12 protein-coding genes are annotated in these 17,476 nt (G+C 66.4%); 11 read left to right on the top strand and 1 reads right to left on the bottom strand.

Translation table 11 applies throughout. The features are described from left to right. From C8261_RS09645 to C8261_RS09625, 5 genes are all read left to right on the top strand, one after another. The gene (locus C8261_RS09645) at positions 1-2,529 is read left to right on the top strand and encodes a hybrid sensor histidine kinase/response regulator (protein WP_107493483.1); all 2,529 of its coding nucleotides are present in this window, start codon (positions 1-3) and stop codon (positions 2,527-2,529) included. A gap of 179 nt (positions 2,530-2,708) precedes the next feature. Further along, a complete protein-coding gene (carA, locus tag C8261_RS09640; RefSeq protein WP_107493482.1) occupies positions 2,709-3,851 on the top strand; it encodes a glutamine-hydrolyzing carbamoyl-phosphate synthase small subunit in 1,143 nt (380 codons plus the stop codon). Between the two features lie 52 nt (positions 3,852-3,903). Then, complete coding sequence (gene carB, locus C8261_RS09635) at positions 3,904-7,131, top strand: carbamoyl-phosphate synthase large subunit (RefSeq protein WP_107493481.1); 3,228 nt, start codon at positions 3,904-3,906, stop codon at positions 7,129-7,131. Then, positions 7,128-7,604, top strand: a complete 477-nt coding sequence (gene greA, locus C8261_RS09630) for a transcription elongation factor GreA (RefSeq protein ID WP_107493480.1) — start codon at positions 7,128-7,130, stop codon at positions 7,602-7,604. Before carB ends, greA begins: the two co-directional genes overlap by 4 nt. 4 nt (positions 7,605-7,608) lie before the next feature. Beyond that, a complete protein-coding gene (locus C8261_RS09625) occupies positions 7,609-8,073 on the top strand; it encodes a DUF4149 domain-containing protein (RefSeq protein ID WP_107493479.1) in 465 nt (154 codons plus the stop codon). A 12-nt stretch (positions 8,074-8,085) separates the two neighbouring features. Here C8261_RS09625 and C8261_RS09620 read toward each other — a convergent pair whose 3' ends face one another. Then, a complete protein-coding gene (locus C8261_RS09620) occupies positions 8,086-8,565 on the bottom strand; it encodes a YhbY family RNA-binding protein (protein ID WP_107493478.1) in 480 nt (159 codons plus the stop codon). A gap of 39 nt (positions 8,566-8,604) precedes the next feature. Between C8261_RS09620 and rlmE the strand changes: the two genes are divergently transcribed. From rlmE to C8261_RS09590, 6 genes are all read left to right on the top strand, one after another. Further along, positions 8,605-9,222 (top strand): 23S rRNA (uridine(2552)-2'-O)-methyltransferase RlmE, encoded by a 618-nt coding sequence (gene rlmE / locus C8261_RS09615; RefSeq protein WP_107493477.1) that lies wholly within the window; start codon positions 8,605-8,607, stop codon positions 9,220-9,222. 125 nt (positions 9,223-9,347) lie between these two features. Next, entirely contained in the window at positions 9,348-11,243 is a 1,896-nt protein-coding gene (gene ftsH / locus C8261_RS09610; protein WP_107493476.1) for an ATP-dependent zinc metalloprotease FtsH, read from the top strand. Between the two features lie 82 nt (positions 11,244-11,325). Continuing rightward, positions 11,326-12,150 (top strand): dihydropteroate synthase, encoded by an 825-nt coding sequence (gene folP / locus C8261_RS09605; protein ID WP_107493475.1) that lies wholly within the window; start codon positions 11,326-11,328, stop codon positions 12,148-12,150. Positions 12,151-12,597: 447 nt separating this feature from the next. Then, positions 12,598-13,950, top strand: a complete 1,353-nt coding sequence (gene glmM / locus C8261_RS09600) for a phosphoglucosamine mutase (protein ID WP_107493516.1) — start codon at positions 12,598-12,600, stop codon at positions 13,948-13,950. Between the two features lie 130 nt (positions 13,951-14,080). Next, on the top strand, positions 14,081-15,055 hold the full coding sequence (locus C8261_RS09595) for a PstS family phosphate ABC transporter substrate-binding protein (protein ID WP_107493515.1): 975 nt from the start codon (positions 14,081-14,083) through the stop codon (positions 15,053-15,055). Positions 15,056-15,163: 108 nt separating this feature from the next. After that, positions 15,164-17,473 carry an ABC transporter permease subunit gene (locus tag C8261_RS09590; RefSeq protein WP_107493474.1) on the top strand — a complete coding sequence of 770 codons (2,310 nt, stop codon included), beginning with the start codon at positions 15,164-15,166 and terminating at the stop codon, positions 17,471-17,473. The last annotated feature ends 3 nt before the right edge of the window (positions 17,474-17,476 follow it).

The following is a 17,476-nucleotide window of genomic DNA, read 5'->3' as shown; positions in this document are numbered from 1 at the left end:
ATGAGCGACCCCGCCGCGGCCGGCCCCCACAGCGCAGCCGAAGACCGGCGCCTGCAGGCGCTGGCGGCGGAGAACGAACGCCTTGAGAGCGAGCTTGCCGAGGCGCGTGCGCGTCTCGACCTGGCCCTGCACAACACCGCCAGCGGGTTGTGGGACTGGGATCTGCTCGCCGGCCGGGTGCAGGTGGACAAGCAGTGGCAGGCGCTCTTCGGGCCTGGCGACGAACCCGAGGCGGCCATCGATGCCTGGGTGAAACTGATCCATGCCGATGACGCCGGGGCCATGCAGCAGTTGCTGCGCAGCCACCTGCGTGGCGACCTGCCGGTGTTCGAGGCCGAATGCCGGGTGCGCAGCCGCGACGGCGGGTGGAAGTGGCTGCAGGTGCGCGGCCAGGCCATGCACCGTGGTGCCGACGGCCGCTGGCAGCGCCTGATGGGAGCGTGGCGCGACATCTCCGGGCGCAAGAGCCGCGAGCTCGAGCTGCTGCAGGCCAAGGAGGCCGCGGAAGCGGCCAGCCGTGCCAAGGGCGAGTTTCTTGCCAACATGAGCCACGAAATCCGCACGCCGATGAATGGCATCCTCGGCATGACCGATCTGCTGCTCGACTCCGACCTCGACGACGAGCAGCGCGAGTACCTGCTGACGGTGAAGAGCTCGGGCGAAGCCCTGCTCACCATCATCAACGACATTCTCGACTTCTCCAAGATCGAAGCCGGCAAGCTGAGCCTGGAGCGCATCGACTTCTCGCCCGCCGCGGTGGTCGCCGAGACGCTCAAGTCGCTCGCCCTGCGCGCCCACGAAAAGGGGCTGGAGATCTGGTTCGAGGTCGCCGACGAGGTGCCGGCGGTCCTGCGCGGCGATCCCGGGCGCATCCGCCAGGTGCTGCTCAACCTGATCGGCAACGCCATCAAGTTCACCGCCGAAGGCGAGATCGAAGTCGGTGTCGGCGTCGAGCGCCGCAGCGCCGACGAGCTGGCGCTGCGCTTCACCGTGCGCGACACCGGCATCGGCATCCCCGCCGACAAGCAGGGCAGCATCTTTGCCGCCTTTGCGCAGGCCGATAGCTCGACGACCCGCAAGTACGGCGGTACCGGCCTCGGGCTGGCGATCTGCAGTCATCTGGTCGAGCTGATGGGCGGGCGGCTCACGGTCAGCAGCCGGGAAGGCGAGGGCAGTCGCTTCAGTTTTACCGCCCAGTTGCAGGTGATGGAGGAGGCGCGCGTGCTGCGTGTCGGCGACCTGGCCGGTGCGCGCGTGCTGGTGGCGGCGCGCAACACCGCCTTTGCCGCGATGCTGGCGCGCCGGCTGGCGGCCGCCGGCCTGCGTGCCGAACTGCTCGCCGATGCCGAGGCGCTGGTGGCGGCGCTGGAGGCGGCGCGCGACGGCCGCGATCCGGTCGACTTCGTGCTCATGGACGCTGCCCTGCCGCCGCCCGGCGGCTTTGTGCTGGCCGAGCGCTACCGCAGCGTCACCCCCTGGCTCGACCGCATGGTGGTGCTGCTCGACAGCCACGTGCTGCGCCGCGATCTGGCCCGCTGTCGCGAGCTGGGGCTGGAAACACGGATGTCGAAACCGTTCTCGCTCGAAGACCTGGTCGAAGCCCTCCAGCTCGCCCGCAGCGGTGGCGAGGACGCGCTCGATGACGCCTTTCTGGCCTTCGACCCGAGCGCCACGCTGGCCGAGGGCGAGGGCTTCGTCGAGGTCCGCAACGAGGTTCTCGAGGTCCTGCTGGCGGAAGACAATCCGGTCAATCAGACCGTTGCCACGCGCATCCTGGAGCGCGCCGGGCACCGCGTCACCGTGGTCAATAACGGCGAGGAGGCGGTCGACGCCTTCGATCACGGCCATTTCGACCTCATCCTGATGGATGTGCAGATGCCGGTGATGGGCGGTTTCGAGGCCACCCAGGCGATACGCGCGCGCGAAGCCCGGCGCAGCTGGGCGATGTCCGGGCGCTGGCAGGCCATCCCCATCGTGGCGATGACCGCGCACGCCATGGAGGGCGACCGCGAGCGCTGCCTGGAGGCCGGCATGGACGACTACGTCTCCAAGCCGGTGCGTCCGGCGGAGCTGCTGGCGACCATCGAACGTGCCCGCCGCCGCCACGACGAGATGGCTGCAGAGCTGAGTGATGTTGCCGATCGCAGCCTCCTCGACATCGGCGCCGCGGCGGTTGCGCAGGGCGCCGACGAGGTGGCCAATCTTGCCCACACCCGTGAACTGCTCGACGGCGACGATGAGGCGGTCGAGCAGTTGCTGCAGATATTCTTCCGCGACCTCGGCGGCAACATCTCCGCGCTGCGGGTCGCTGGCGAAACGGCTGACTTCCGCCGCCTCAGCGAGCTGGCGCACGCCATCAAGGGTTCGGTAGGCATTTTCGGCGGTTCGCGCGCGGAGAAGGCCGCGCGCCGCCTGGAGGCCTGCGCGCGCAACGAGGACCCCGCCGTCGGCGGCGAGCCGGTGGCCGACCTGCTGCGCGAGCTGAACCTCCTCGCCAACAACCTGCGCCCCCATCTGCGCCGGCGCTGAAGCGCCGCCCGGGGCTGCCCCGTGCGTTGCCTCGGGCGCACCAAAATGGTAAGATTCCAAAGATTATTCAGCGGGATGGCCCAGGCGGGCGGTCCCGTTTTTTCACATATGGACGAAGCCAGTTGCGTGCGCCGGCGCGCTCCGTCCGTGTTCACACCGGTTCAATTCAGGAGTTTCTCGTGACTGCTTTCCCGCCTGCCCTTCTCGCGCTTGCCGACGGGACGGTCTTCTTCGGCAAGGGAATCGGCGCGCCTGGCAGCACGGTCGGCGAGGTGGTGTTCAACACCTCGATGTCCGGTTACCAGGAAATCCTCACCGACCCCAGCTACTGTCGCCAGATCGTCACCCTGACCTATCCCCATATCGGCAATACCGGGGTGAATGCCGAGGACGTCGAGGCGGATCGCGTGCACGCCGCCGGCCTGGTGATCCGCGACCTGCCGCTGCTGGCCTCCAACTTCCGCATGGAGCAGACCCTCGACGCCTACCTGAAGGCGGAGAACATCGTCGCCATCGCCGGCATCGATACCCGTCGCCTGACCCGCGTGCTGCGCGAGAAGGGGGCTCAGGCCGGCTGCATCGTCACCGGCGCGGTGGGCGAGACCCTCAACGCCGAGGCGGCCGTCGCCCAGGCGCGTGCCTTCCCCGGTCTGGCCGGCATGGATCTGGCCAAGGTGGTGAGCGCCACCGAGACCTTTGCCTGGAACGAAGGCGAGTGGGTGCTGGGCGAGGGTTACGTGACCCAGGACAAGCCGCGCTTCCACGTGGTGGCCTACGACTTCGGCGTCAAGCGCAACATCCTGCGCATGCTCGCCACGCGCGGTTGCCGCCTCACCGTGGTGCCGGCACAGACCCCGGCGAAGGACGTGCTGGCGATGAAGCCCGACGGCGTCTTCCTCTCCAACGGCCCTGGCGACCCGGAACCCTGCGACTACGCCATCGCCGCGATCGGCGAGATCCTCGCCGCGCGCGTGCCCACCTTCGGCATCTGCCTGGGTCACCAGCTCCTCGCGCTGGCCTCCGGGGCGAAGACCATGAAAATGGCCACCGGCCATCATGGCGCCAATCACCCGGTGAAGGACCTGGATACCGGCAATGTGCTGATCACCAGCCAGAACCACGGCTTTGCAGTGGATCCGGCGACCATGCCGGCCACCCTGCGTGCCACCCACGTGTCGCTGTTCGACGGTACCAACCAGGGCATCGCCCGTACCGACGTGCCGGCCTTCTCCTTCCAGGGTCACCCGGAAGCCAGCCCTGGTCCGCACGACGTCGCCTACCTCTTCGACCGCTTCATCAAGATGATCGAAGCGGCCAAGTAAGACTTCACCCCGGCGGGCCCCGGCCCGCCGTCACCGATTCGAGAATACGGCAATGCCCAAGCGTACAGACATTCAGTCCATCCTGATCATCGGCGCCGGCCCGATCATCATCGGTCAGGCCTGCGAGTTCGACTACTCCGGTGCCCAGGCCTGCAAGGCGCTGCGCGAGGAAGGCTACAAGGTCATCCTGGTGAACTCCAATCCGGCCACCATCATGACTGACCCGGACACCGCGGACGTCACCTACATCGAGCCGATCACCTGGCAGGTGGTCGAGAAGATCATCGAGAAGGAACGCCCGGACGCCATCCTGCCGACCATGGGCGGCCAGACCGCACTCAACTGCGCGCTCGACCTGGGCCGCAACGGCGTGCTGGCGAAGTACGGCGTGGAACTGATCGGCGCCTCCGAAGAGGCCATCGACAAGGCCGAGGACCGCCTCAAGTTCAAGGACGCGATGACCAGGATCGGTCTCGGTTCGGCGCGCTCGGGCATCGCCCACAGCATGGAAGAGGCCCTGCAGGTGCAGGGCGGCATCGGCTTCCCGGTGATCATCCGCCCGAGCTTCACGCTCGGCGGCACCGGCGGCGGCATCGCCTACAACATGGAAGAGTTCCACGAGATCTGCAAGCGCGGTCTCGAGGCCAGCCCGACCAACGAACTGCTCATCGAAGAGTCGCTGCTCGGCTGGAAGGAATACGAGATGGAAGTCGTGCGCGACCGCGCCGACAACTGCATCATCGTGTGCTCGATCGAGAACCTCGATCCCATGGGCGTGCACACCGGCGACTCGATCACCGTCGCCCCGGCGCAGACCCTCACCGACAAGGAATACCAGATCCTGCGCAACGCCTCGATCGCGGTGCTGCGCGAGATCGGCGTGGATACCGGTGGCTCCAACGTGCAGTTCGCCATCAATCCGAAGGACGGTCGCATGATCGTCATCGAGATGAACCCGCGCGTGTCGCGCTCGTCCGCGCTGGCGTCCAAGGCCACCGGCTTCCCGATCGCCAAGGTCGCCGCCAAGCTGGCGGTGGGCTACACGCTCGACGAACTGAAGAACGACATCACCGGTGGCGCCACCCCGGCGTCCTTCGAGCCGTCGATCGACTACGTCGTCACCAAGATCCCGCGCTTTGCCTTCGAGAAGTTCCCGCAGGCCAACAGCCGCCTGACCACCCAGATGAAGTCGGTGGGCGAGGTCATGGCGATGGGGCGCTGCTTCCAGGAATCCTTCCAGAAGGCCCTGCGTGGCCTCGAAGTCGGCGCCTACGGCCTCGACGAGGTCGAAGCCGATCGCGAGGATCTGGAACACGAACTGGCCAACCCCGGCGCGCAGCGCATCTGGTACGTCGGCCAGGCCTTCCGCGAGGGCTATACCCAGGAGCAGGTGTTCAACCTGACCAAGATCGACCCCTGGTTCCTCGCCCAGATCGAAGACATCGTGCTCACCGAGAAGGCGCTCGTTGGCCGCTCGCTGAAGGCCCTGCAGGCCGGCGAGCTGCGTGCGCTGAAGCAGAAGGGCTTCTCCGACCGTCGCCTGGCCAAGCTGCTCGGCAGCGACGAGACCGCGGTGCGCCTGCACCGCCACACCCAGGGCGTGCGCCCGGTGTTCAAGCGCGTCGATACCTGCGCGGCCGAGTTCGCCACCTCCACCGCCTACATGTATTCCTCCTACGAGGAAGAGTGCGAGGCGCGCCCCACCGACAAGAAGAAGATCATGGTGCTCGGCGGCGGTCCCAACCGCATCGGCCAGGGCATCGAGTTCGACTACTGCTGCGTGCACGCGGCGCTCGCCCTGCGCGAGGACGGGTACGAGACCATCATGGTCAACTGCAACCCGGAAACCGTGTCCACCGACTACGACACCTCCGACCGCCTGTACTTCGAGCCGATCACCCTGGAAGACATCCTGGAGATCGTGCACATCGAGAAGCCGGTCGGCGTGATCGTCCAGTTCGGCGGCCAGACCCCGCTGAAGAGGGCGCAGGCGCTGGCCGACAACGGCGTGCCCATCATCGGCACCAGCCCGGACATGATCGACGCCGCGGAAGACCGCGAGCGTTTCCAGAAGCTGCTGATGGACCTCGGTCTCAAGCAGCCGCCCAACCGCACCGCGCGCACCCCGGAAGAGGCGGTGCGCCTGGCCGCCGAGATCGGCTACCCGCTGGTGGTGCGCCCGTCCTACGTGCTGGGCGGCCGCGCGATGGAAATCGTCCACGAGCAAAAGGACCTCGAGCGCTACATGCGCGAGGCGGTGAAGGTCTCCAACGAATCGCCGGTGCTGCTCGACCGCTTCCTCAACGACGCCACCGAGGTGGACGTGGATGCGCTGTCCGACGGCCAGCAGGTCATCATCGGCGGCATCATGGAGCATATCGAACAGGCCGGCGTGCACTCGGGCGACTCCGCCTGCTCGCTGCCGCCCTACACCCTGTCGGCCGCGCTGCAGGACGAACTGCGCCGCCAGACCGAAGCAATGGCGCGCGCGCTCAACGTGGTCGGCCTGATGAACGTGCAGTTCGCCATCCAGGGCGAGGGCGACAACGCCGTGGTGTACGTGCTGGAAGTGAACCCGCGCGCCTCGCGCACCGTGCCCTTCGTCTCCAAGGCCTGCTCGCTGCCGCTGGCCAAGATCGCCGCACGCTGCATGGCCGGCCAGAGCCTGGCCAGCCAGGGTGTCAGCGGCGAAGTGGTGCCGCCCTATTACTCGGTGAAGGAGGCGGTGTTCCCCTTCGTCAAGTTCCCCGGCGTCGATACCATTCTCGGACCCGAGATGAAGTCCACCGGCGAGGTCATGGGCGTGGGCCGCAGTTTTGCCGAAGCCTTCGTCAAGAGCCAGCTGGCCGCCAGCGTGCGCCTGCCCGCATCCGGGCTGGTGTTCATCAGCGTCAAGCCCACCGACCGCCCGGTAGCGGTGGAAGTGGCGCGCGAACTGCGTGAGCTCGGTTTCAGCCTGGTGGCCACCCGCGGCACTGCGGCAGCCATCGAGGCAGCCGGCATTCCGGTGGCGGTGGTCAACAAGGTCAATGAAGGCCGCCCGCACATCGTGGACATGATCAAGAACGACGAGATCTGTCTGGTCATCAACACCGTCGAGGAAAAGCGCCAGGCTGTGGCCGACTCGCGCTCCATCCGCACCAGTGCGCTGGCCGCCAAGGTCACCGTATTCACCACCATCGAGGGCGCACGTGCGGCCTGCATGGGGATGCGCCACCTCGCCAGCCTCGAAGTCTATTCCGTGCAGTCCCTGCACGCCGAACTGAAGCAAGCACGATGAACAAGACTCCGCTCACCGTAGCCGGTGCCGAACTGCTGCGCGCCGAACTGCACCGCATGAAGACCGTCGAGCGCCCCAACGTGATCGCCGCGATCGCCGAGGCGCGCTCGCACGGCGACCTTTCGGAGAACGCCGAGTACGATGCCGCCAAGGAGCGCCAGGGCTTTATCGAAGGCCGCATCATGGAGCTCGAAGGCAAGCTCGCCACGGCACAGATCATCGACCCCAAGCTGCTCGATGCCGATGGCCGCTGCGTCTTCGGCGCTACCGTCGATCTGGAAGACATGGATGCCGGCACCACGGTGACCTACCAGATCGTCGGCGAAGACGAGGCCGACATCAAGCAGGGCAAGATCTCCATCAGCTCGCCCATCGCCCGTGCGCTGATCGGCAAGTACGCCGGCGACATCGCCGAGGTGCAGGCCCCCGGCGGCGTGCGTGAATACGAAGTGGTGGACGTGCGCTACATCTGAACCGATGCGCAGGCTCGCTGAAACCCTCAGTCTGGTCGCGGTGACGCTGTGGGTCGGTGGTCTGTGGGTGGTCGGCTATCTTGTGGTGCCGACGCTGTTCGCGATGATTGCCGACCGCAGCCTCGCCGGCGCCGTCGCCGGTCGCCTGTTCGCCCTGCTGGGCTGGCTGGGGGTGGGCTGCGCGGCCTGGCTGTTGCTCTACATGAGTCTGCGCCAAGGCTGGCTGGCATTTCGCAATGCAGCCTTCTGGCTGGTGGTGCTGATGCTCGGCATCGCGCTGGCGATCCTCTTCTGCATCCAGCCGCTGATGGCCGAGCTGAAGGCCATGGCGTGGCCACAGGAAGTGATGGAGAGCGCCTGGCGCGCGCGCTTCGCCACCTGGCACGGTGTGTCGAGCGTGCTCTATCTGTTGCAGAGCGTGCTGGGTCTTGCCCTCGTGGCAGTGTCCCGGCGCGCGCTGTTCAGGTAGCCAGGTAGCGGGTTACTTCTTACGGCTGCCCGTGCCGGGGCTCTTGAAGGCGCCGCCGGCGGTGCCGCGGCGGCCCGGCTTGTTGCGTGCGCTGGCGGCCTGCTTGAGCGCTGCGCGGCGCGCGGCGGCGGCAAAGGCGCCGGCCGACTTGGCCGTAGACGGGCGTGCGGCACGTCCGCCCTTGGGCAGCGCGGGGGTGGTGCCACTGCGCGGCACTTCCTCGCGGCGTTCGCGCCACACCACGAGGATGTTGCCGATATGCTGCACGGCAGCGGCTGCGGTGGCGACGCACAGCTCGCTCATCAAGGCTTCGCGGGCATCGCGGTCGGCACCGTAGACGCGCACCTTGATCAGCTCGTGAGCCTGCAGTGCGGCTTCGATCTCGGCCAGCACGGCGGGCGACAGGCCGTTGCCGGCGATGCTCGCCACCGGATGCAGGTGGTGGGCGCGGGCACGCAGTTCGCGGCGCTGGGCGGGGGACAGTTCGATCATGGATTTTCTCAATCTTTACAGGGCACGGATTCTACTCCGATGAAGCGAACCAAGACCAGCAAGGCCTGGATGATGGAGCACGTCACCGACCCCTATGTCCAGCAGGCCAAGGCCCAGGGCTATCGCTCGCGCGCGGCTTTCAAGCTCATCGAGATCGATGAGCGCGACCGCCTGCTGCGCACCGGCATGACCGTCGTCGACCTCGGCGCGGCGCCGGGTTCGTGGTCGCAGGTGGTGGTGCAGCGCATTGGCGGCAAAGGGCGGGTGTTCGCCCTCGACCTGCTGCCGGTGGAGCCGATCCACGGGGTCGCCTTCCTGCAGGGCGACTTCACCGACAACGACTTTGCCGAGCGTTTCGAGGCCAGCCTGGAAGGCGCGCCGGTGGACCTTGTACTTTCCGACATCGCCCCCAACATGTCAGGTGTGCCGACGGTGGACCAGGCGCGTTCGATTCACCTCTGCGAGCTCGCGCTCGACTTTGCCCAGCGCCACCTCAAGCCCGGCGGCAACATGCTGGTGAAGGTGTTTCAGGGCGAGGGCTTCGACGAACTGCGTGCACAGATGCAGGCGGCCTTCCGCAGCGTCCAGGTGCGCAAGCCGAAGGCCTCGCGCGATCGCAGCGCCGAGGTCTATCTGCTGGCGACGGGACTGAAGTAGGCGATGGGCTGCTTGGGGCGACGATTGCATTTGTTGATCGCCCCGATTGGTTTGCGGGCGGGAACGTTCGCCACTAGAATGGGTCCATCTTGCGCTGGCCCCCGTAAGGCTTTCGAGGAACGACGTTGAACAATCTCTTCAAGAATCTTGCCATCTGGATGGTCATCGGCGTGGTGCTGATGACCGTCTTCAACCAGTTCAACACCCGCCAGGTGGCGCCCAACACCATGGAGTACTCCCAGTTCCTGGAGGAAGCCAAGGCCGGGCGCATTGCCAAGGTGGTGGTGGAGGGCCGGATGGTGCGCGCGACCACCCTGGAAGGGCGGTCGGTTACCGTATATACCCCCGGCGTTCAGGACATCTGGATGGTTTCCGACCTGATGCGCTACGGCGTCACCGTGACCGCATCGAAGCCCGAGGAGGAGCAGTCCTTCCTCGCCAGCGTATTCGTGTCGTGGTTCCCGATGCTGCTGCTGATCGGCGTGTGGATCTTCTTCATGCGCCAGATGCAGGGCGGCGGCAAGGGCGGGGCGTTTTCCTTCGGCAAGAGCAAGGCACGCATGCTCGACGAGTCCGCCAACTCGATCACCTTTGCCGACGTCGCCGGGTGCGACGAAGCCAAGGAAGAGGTTTTCGAGCTGGTCGAGTTCCTCCGTGATCCCTCCAAGTTCCAGAAGCTCGGCGGCCGCATCCCGAAGGGCGTGCTGATGGTCGGCTCCCCCGGTACCGGCAAGACCCTGCTCGCCAAGGCCATCGCCGGCGAGGCCAAGGTGCCGTTCTTCTCCATTTCCGGCTCCGACTTCGTCGAGATGTTCGTCGGCGTCGGCGCGGCGCGCGTGCGCGACATGTTCGAGCAGGCCAAGAAGCACGCCCCGTGCATCATCTTCATCGACGAGATCGACGCCGTCGGCCGCCAGCGTGGCGCCGGCCTTGGCGGCGGCAACGACGAGCGCGAGCAGACCCTCAACCAGCTGCTGGTGGAGATGGACGGCTTCGAGGGGCAGGCCGGGGTGATCGTCATCGCCGCCACCAACCGTCCCGACGTGCTCGATCCCGCGCTGCTGCGTCCGGGCCGTTTCGACCGTCAGGTGGTCGTGCCGCTGCCCGACATCCGCGGGCGCGAGCAGATCCTCAAGGTGCACATGCGCAAGGTGCCCATTGCCCCCGACGTCGAGCCGCAGGTGCTCGCCCGTGGCACGCCCGGCTTTGCCGGCGCCGATCTGGCCAATCTGGTCAATGAGGCCGCACTGTTCGCCGCACGCGCCAACAAGCGTCTGGTGGATATGGACGACTTCGAGCGTGCCAAGGACAAGATCATGATGGGCGCCGAGCGCCGCTCGGTGGTGATGCCCGAGGAAGAGCGCAAGAACACCGCCTACCACGAGTCCGGTCACGCCGTGGTCGCCAAGCTGCTTGACAAGACCGATCCGGTGCACAAGGTCACCATCATCCCGCGCGGCCGTGCGCTGGGCGTGACCATGCAGCTGCCCACCGAAGACCGCTACAGCCAGGATCGCGACCGCCTGCTGCAGATGATCGCGGTGCTGTTCGGCGGGCGCATCTGCGAAGAGATCTTCATGAAGCAGATGACCACCGGCGCCTCCAACGATTTTGCCCGCGCCACCGATCTGGCCCGCCGCATGGTCACCCAGTGGGGCATGTCGGACAATCTCGGGCCGATGGTGTATGGCGAGGAGGAGGGCGAGATCTTCCTCGGCCGCCAGGTCACCACCCATCGCAATGTCTCCGAGGCGACGATGCAGAAGGTCGATGCGGAAATCCGCCGCATCATCGACGAGCAGTACGCTCTCGCCCGCCGCCTGATCGAGGAAAACAGCGACAAGGTCGAGACCATGACCCAGGCCCTGCTGGAGTGGGAGACCCTCGACGCCGACCAGGTCAACGACATCATGGCCGGCAAGCCGCCGCGGCCGCCCAAGCCCACCTCCAACTCGGTCAAGCCGCCGTCTGCCGACGACAGCGCCGGCGAAGCGCCCAACGCGCCGGCACCGGTGGCCTGAACCCGTTCCCGTCCGTTGCGCGGGCCGGCCATGTGCCGGCCCGTTGTTTTTGGGGGTGCGAACACCCCCCAGTGAGGGCAGCATGAGCATCCTGCAGTGTGGGCGCTTCCGCCTCGATCTGCGCCGTCCGGTGGTGATGGCGATCCTCAACCTGACCACCGACTCCTTCAGTGGTGACGGTCTTGCCGCCAACCCCGGCACACTGCGCGCGCGCGCCGAAGCGGCGCTTGCCGAGGGGGCCGGCATCCTCGACCTGGGCGCGGAGTCCACCCGCCCGGGCGCCGAGCCGGTCGCCGAGGAAGTGGAGATCGAGCGCATCGTGCCGGCCTTGCACGCCCTTGCCGATCTGCCCGTGCCGCTCTCGGTGGATACCCTGAAGCCCGCGGTGATGCGCGCCGCCCTTGCCGCTGGCGCCGACATGATCAACGACGTCAACGGCTTTCGTGCGCCCGGCGCGGTCGCCGCGGTAGCTGCCGGCAATGCCGCGCTGTGCGTGATGCACATGCAGGGCGAACCGCGCACCATGCAGGCTGCGCCGCAGTATCGCGAGGTGGTCGGCGAGGTCGCCGCCTTCCTCGATGAGCGCGTCGCCGCGCTGGAGGCGGCCGGGGTGGCGCGCGCGCGCATCGTCGTCGATCCCGGCTTCGGCTTCGGCAAGACCCTCGAGCACAACCTCGCCCTGCTGCGCCACCTCGACAGCTTCACCGCTGGCGGTCTGCCGGTGCTCGCCGGACTGTCGCGCAAGAGCATGCTGGGGGCGCTCACCGGGCACCCGCCGGCCGGGCGCCTGCCCGCCAGCATCGCCGCCGCGGTGCTGGCCGCCCAGCGCGGCGCGCGCATCCTGCGGGTGCATGATGTCGCCGCGACGGTGGATGCGCTGAAGGTGTTGGCTGCCGTCGATACCTAGTGTAGTGGTGCGTTCTTGATGGAACTTATCTGAAGCGTAGCAATTCACGTTGCAGCGGCCTTCTCCTCGTGTGCCGCGGAGCGAATTAGCAGGTTCCTTCCCCTTCAAGGGGAAGGACAGGATGGGGATGGGTTTCTTGCAGGCGCTTCGGAGTCTACCCATCCCCACCCCAACCCGGGAGTCTCCGCTACGCTACGCCGCTACGCAGGCGGCGAGCGGTGCTCGCCGAAACCCCTGCTCCGCCCCCTTGAAGGGGAGGGAGCTTCGTTGTGCAAACTTAAGTTCCCGCAAGAGTGAAACACTACACTAGCAGGGTGTTGCTGCTGCGCCTCAGGGGCGCTGGCGAGCGCGCGGGTGCGAGTACCCGCCGTGTGCACTGTGCCGCGCACCGATGGCGCTCGCCCTGTCATAATCCGTCCCCTGTGAATGAACGCCAGCGAGGGACAGATGGGACGCAAGTATTTCGGTACCGACGGAGTGCGCGGACGGGTTGGCGAGGCACCGATCACGCCCGAGTTCGTCATGCGTCTGGGCTACGCCGCCGGGGTCACCCTGGTGGCGCGCGAGCATCTGCCCCATGGCGAGCATCCGGCGGTGCTCATCGGCAAGGACACGCGGATCTCCGGCTACATGCTGGAGGCGGCGCTGGAGGCGGGGTTTGCCGCTGCCGGTGTGGACGTCATGCTCGCCGGTCCGGTGCCGACGCCCGCAGTGGCCTACCTGACCCGGGCGCTGCGCCTGCAGGCCGGCGTGGTGATCTCGGCTTCGCACAACCCCTTCTACGATAACGGCATCAAGTTCTTCTCCGCCGGCGGCGCCAAGCTGCCCGATGCGGTGGAGGCGGAGATCGAGACCCGCCTCGAGGAGCCCATGGGCTGCGTGGACTCGGCGCGCCTGGGCCGTGCGCGGCGCATCGATGACGCCGCCGGACGCTACATCGAGTTCTGCAAGAGTACTTTCCCCAACGAGCTCGATCTGCGCGGCCTGCGTATCGCCCTCGATTGCGCCCACGGCGCGGCGTATACCATTGCGCCGGCGGTGTTCCATGAACTCGGCGCGGAGGTGCTGGCGGTGGGGGTGGAGCCCAACGGGCTCAACATCAACGACGGTGTCGGCGCCACCCGTCCGGAGAACCTGCGCGCGGCAGTGCTGGCGCAGGGGGCGGATCTGGGCATCGCCCTCGATGGCGATGCCGACCGCCTGATCATGGTCGACCGCAAGGGCGAGATCTACGACGGCGACAAGCTGCTCTATGTCATCGCCGCCGCGCGGGCGGCAGAAGGGCGTCTGGAGGGCGTGGTCGGCACGCTGATGAGCAACCTCGGCTTCGAACATGCGGTGGCTCGCCTCGGTGTGCCCTTCGAGCGCGCCCGCGTCGGCGACCGCTATGTGCTGGAGATGCTCCACGAGCGCGGCTGGAAGCTCGGTGGCGAAAACTCCGGCCACATCATCTGCCTGGACCGCCACAGCACCGGCGACGGCATTGTCTCCGCGCTGCAGGTGCTCGCCGCCCTCAAGCAGCGTGGCCAGTCGCTCGCCGAGGCCTGCGCCGACCTCGTGTTCTACCCCCAGCGCCTGATCAACGTGCGCCTGCCGGCCGGCTTCGACTGGCGTGCCGACCGCGCCATTGGCGCAGCCGCCGAGGCTGCCGAGACCGCCCTCGGCGCGCGTGGGCGGGTCCTCCTGCGGCCTTCGGGCACCGAGCCGCTGCTGCGGGTGATGGTGGAAGGGCAGGATGGTGCCGAGGTCGACACCCTGGCGCGCAGCATTGCCGACACGGTCAAGGAGGCGGTGGGCTGAGGCGACAGATGATCATTTTGTGACTTTCATCGTTCTGTAATGTTTGGTGGCGACAATCTCGCCATCGAAGCGCGGACAGCTTATGGCTCCAGGTGCTTCGAAGCCACCACACACTCAGAGGATGATTGACATGATGCTGAAGAAGCCCCTGGTTATCGGTATTGCCGCCGCGCTCGGCCTGTCCGCCGGTATCGCCTCCGCCGATGTTGATCCGAAACTGCCGAATTACCAGCGCGTTTCGGGTATCTCCGGCAACCTGACTTCCATCGGGTCCGATACCCTGAACAACCTCATGACGCTGTGGGCCGAGGAGTTCGCCAAGTTCTACCCCAACGTCAATATCCAGATCCAGGGTGCCGGTTCTTCCACCGCGCCTCCGGCGATGGTTGAAGGTACCGCCAACTTCGGTCCGATGAGCCGCGCCATGCGTGCCTCCGAGATCCGTGCGTTCGAGGATCGCCACGGCTACGCGCCGACCGAAGTCCCGGTCGCCATCGACATGGTTGCGGTGTATGTGAACAAGGACAACCCCATCGCCGGTCTGTCCATCCCGCAGGTTGATGCGATCTTCTCCGCCACCCGCGCCTGCGGTTACAAGGAAGACATCACCACCTGGGGTCAGGTCGGTCTGACCGGTGCCTGGGCCAATCGTGACATCACCCTGTACAGCCGCAATGCCGTCTCCGGTACCTATGGCTTCTTCAAGGAAACCGCCCTGTGTGGCGGCGACTTCAAGTCCTCCATCAACGAGCAACCCGGTTCCTCGGCCGTGGTTCGCGGTGTCGAGCAGACCATCAACGGCATCGGCTACTCCGGCATCGGCTACAAGACCTCCGGCGTGCGTGTCGTGCCGTTGGCAAAGGAGCATGGTCAGCAGCCGGTTGAGGCGAACGGCCTGAACGCTGTGAACGGAACTTATCCGCTGGCGCGCTTCCTCTACGTCTATGCCAACGCCAAGCCCAACGGCGGCTGGAACCCGCTGGAGCGCGAGTTCTTCCGCATGGTGCTGTCCAAGGAAGGTCAGGGCGTCGTGCATCGCGACGGCTATGTGACCCTGCCGGCGACCGTGGCTGAACGCTTCCTGGTCGAGAAAGGCCTGAAATAACAACAGCCTGTATCAAGCGGGGCTTCGCTGCGAAGGTGGCGAAGCCCTGTTTTTTGCCGCGGAACCGGCGTTTCGAGCGTTCCAGTCCGAATTCAGGAGTCAGACGAGATGTCAGCCATTCCAACCGATGGCGGCGTGCTGCGGGAGTCCCTGCTGCCGTCCGCCGAGAAGCGCGAGAAGTTGCGCAAGACCCGCATGTTCCGCGACGCCCTGTCGAGATACGGGGTGGGTTCGGGTGGTATCGGGGTGATCTTCGCGCTGGCTCTGATCTTTCTTTACCTGTTCTACGAGACGTTGCCGCTGCTCAAGCCAGTGAGTGTGGAGCAGGCCTACTCTTATGCGCTGCCAGTGGACGAGACGGCCTCGCCGACCCTGCATCTGACCGTCGACCGTTTTGAGGAGATCGGTGGCCGGTTTGCCGAGTCGGGTGCCATCACATTTTTTCAGGCCTCAACAGGGCGCATCCTCTCCAGTGTGCGTGTGCCCCTGCCTGAAGGGGTGACGATCACCGGCTTCGGGCGTTCGGAGACCCGCAAGAGCCTGTTCGTGTATGGCCTGAGCGACGGTTCGGTGCTGCCGCTGAAGGTCGATTACGATCTTACCTATCCCGCCGGCGTGCGGGTCATCACCCCGCGCCTGAGCTACCCTCTGGGCGAGCAGCCTATCCGCGTGGGGGAGCGCGAGAATGACGACGAGGCGGTCGATTACAGCGCCTTGACCATCGTCGAGGGACGCGGTGGCTACGTGGTTGCAGCCGGTACCCGTGAGGGCGAGATCGCCATGGCGCTGTTCTCGACCTCAACCAGCATGCTCAGCGGCACCGTGGAAATCCGCCGCCAGGATTTCCGCCTGCCTGCACTGGGCAAGCCGGTGCGCCAGCTGCTGGTCAACGAATCCCTGCGCAACCTCTTTGCCATCGACGAGGACGGCGTTCTGCATCACTTCGATATTGTCAATCGCGGCAATCCCGTGCTGGTCGAAACCGTTGCCCTGACCCGTCCCGGAGTGGATGTGCGGGTGGCAGAATTCCTCGTCGGGTCGCGGTCGCTGATCGTCGGTGGGTCCGACGGGTCGCTCACGCAGTGGATGCTGGTACGCGAGGATGGCGGCAACGTGCAGAGGCTCGCGCTGATCCGTGAGTTCCGCCGCCACGACGCGGCGATTACCTTCATTGAACCCGAGCACAGTCGCAAGGGCTTCATCGCGGGTGACGAAAGCGGAACGGTAGGGCTCCACTACGCCACCTCAAGCGTGACCCTGAAGTTTCTCAAGGTCGTCGATGCGCCGGTAGAGCGCCTGGCGATCTCGGCAATCAACAGCATGGCGCTGGTCGAAGGCCGGGGTACCGCCAGCCTGCAGGTCCTGCGCATCGACAACCCGCATCCGCAGACCTCGCTGAGCGGGCTGTGGGGTAAGGTGTGGTATGAAGGGCGCGATGGGCCGGCCTACATCTGGCAGTCCTCGTCCGCCGACGATGCCTTCGAGTCCAAGCTCAGCCTGGTGCCCCTGTCCATCGGTACCCTCAAGGCGGCACTCTTCGCAATGCTGCTGTCTACCCCGCTGGCGATTGCCGGGGCAATCTATACCGCGTACTTCATGTCGGCGCCGATGCGCAAGCTGGTCAAGCCTTCCATCGAACTGATGGAGGCGCTGCCGACGGTGATCCTCGGTTTCCTTGCCGGTATCTGGCTGGCGCCCTACATCGAGAACAACCTGCCCATTCTGCTCATCGGCCTGGTGATCTTCCCGCTCGGCATCCTTGCCTGGGGCTTTGCGTGGAGCCGCATGCCCGCATCGCTACGCAACAGTGTTGCCGGCGGTTGGGAAGCGGCGATGCTGATCCCGGTGGTCATAGTGCTGGGGTGGATTGCGGTGACGCTCAGCCCGTGGGCAGAGCTGGCGTTCTTCGATGGGTCGATGCGTCAGTGGCTGACCAGCGTCGGGATCACCTACGACCAGCGCAACGCCCTGATCGTCGGCCTGGCAATGGGCTTTGCGGTGATTCCGACCATCTTCTCGATTGCCGAGGATGCGGTGTTCAACGTCCCCAAGCACCTCACCCAGGGATCGTTGGCGCTCGGTGCGACACCCTGGCAGACGGTGGTCGGGGTAGTCTTGCTGACCGCCAGCCCGGGCATCTTCTCGGCGGTGATGATCGGCTTCGGGCGGGCCGTTGGCGAAACCATGATCGTGCTGATGGCCTCCGGCAACAGTCCCATCGTGAACTTCAGCATCTTCGAAGGGATGCGTACGCTGGCGGCAAACATCGCCGTTGAGCTGCCCGAGACGGCCGTGGGGTCGACGCACTTCCGTGTCCTCTTCCTCTCCGCTCTGGTGCTGCTGGCCTTCACCTTTGTTCTTAATACCGCCGCGGAAGTCGTGCGCCAGCGTCTGCGCAAGCGCTACGCCTCCCTTTGATCC

Source organism: Pseudothauera lacus, from assembly GCF_003034845.1.
Classification (GTDB): domain Bacteria; phylum Pseudomonadota; class Gammaproteobacteria; order Burkholderiales; family Rhodocyclaceae; genus Pseudothauera; species Pseudothauera lacus.
The sequence above is the reverse complement of the archived record's forward strand: the minus strand, read 5'-3'. Positions and strand labels throughout refer to the sequence as shown.

Coding starts and splice junctions, on each gene's coding strand:
- folP (WP_107493475.1), top strand. CDS start 11,326: ATGAGCATCCTGCAGTGTGGGCGCTTCCGCCTCGATCTGCGCCGTCCG.
- carB (WP_107493481.1), top strand. CDS start 3,904: ATGCCCAAGCGTACAGACATTCAGTCCATCCTGATCATCGGCGCCGGC.
- C8261_RS09645 (WP_107493483.1), top strand. CDS start 1: ATGAGCGACCCCGCCGCGGCCGGCCCCCACAGCGCAGCCGAAGACCGG.
- glmM (WP_107493516.1), top strand. CDS start 12,598: ATGGGACGCAAGTATTTCGGTACCGACGGAGTGCGCGGACGGGTTGGC.
- greA (WP_107493480.1), top strand. CDS start 7,128: ATGAACAAGACTCCGCTCACCGTAGCCGGTGCCGAACTGCTGCGCGCC.
- C8261_RS09625 (WP_107493479.1), top strand. CDS start 7,609: ATGCGCAGGCTCGCTGAAACCCTCAGTCTGGTCGCGGTGACGCTGTGG.
- rlmE (WP_107493477.1), top strand. CDS start 8,605: ATGAAGCGAACCAAGACCAGCAAGGCCTGGATGATGGAGCACGTCACC.
- C8261_RS09590 (WP_107493474.1), top strand. CDS start 15,164: ATGTCAGCCATTCCAACCGATGGCGGCGTGCTGCGGGAGTCCCTGCTG.
- C8261_RS09620 (WP_107493478.1), bottom strand. CDS start 8,565: ATGATCGAACTGTCCCCCGCCCAGCGCCGCGAACTGCGTGCCCGCGCC.
- C8261_RS09595 (WP_107493515.1), top strand. CDS start 14,081: ATGATGCTGAAGAAGCCCCTGGTTATCGGTATTGCCGCCGCGCTCGGC.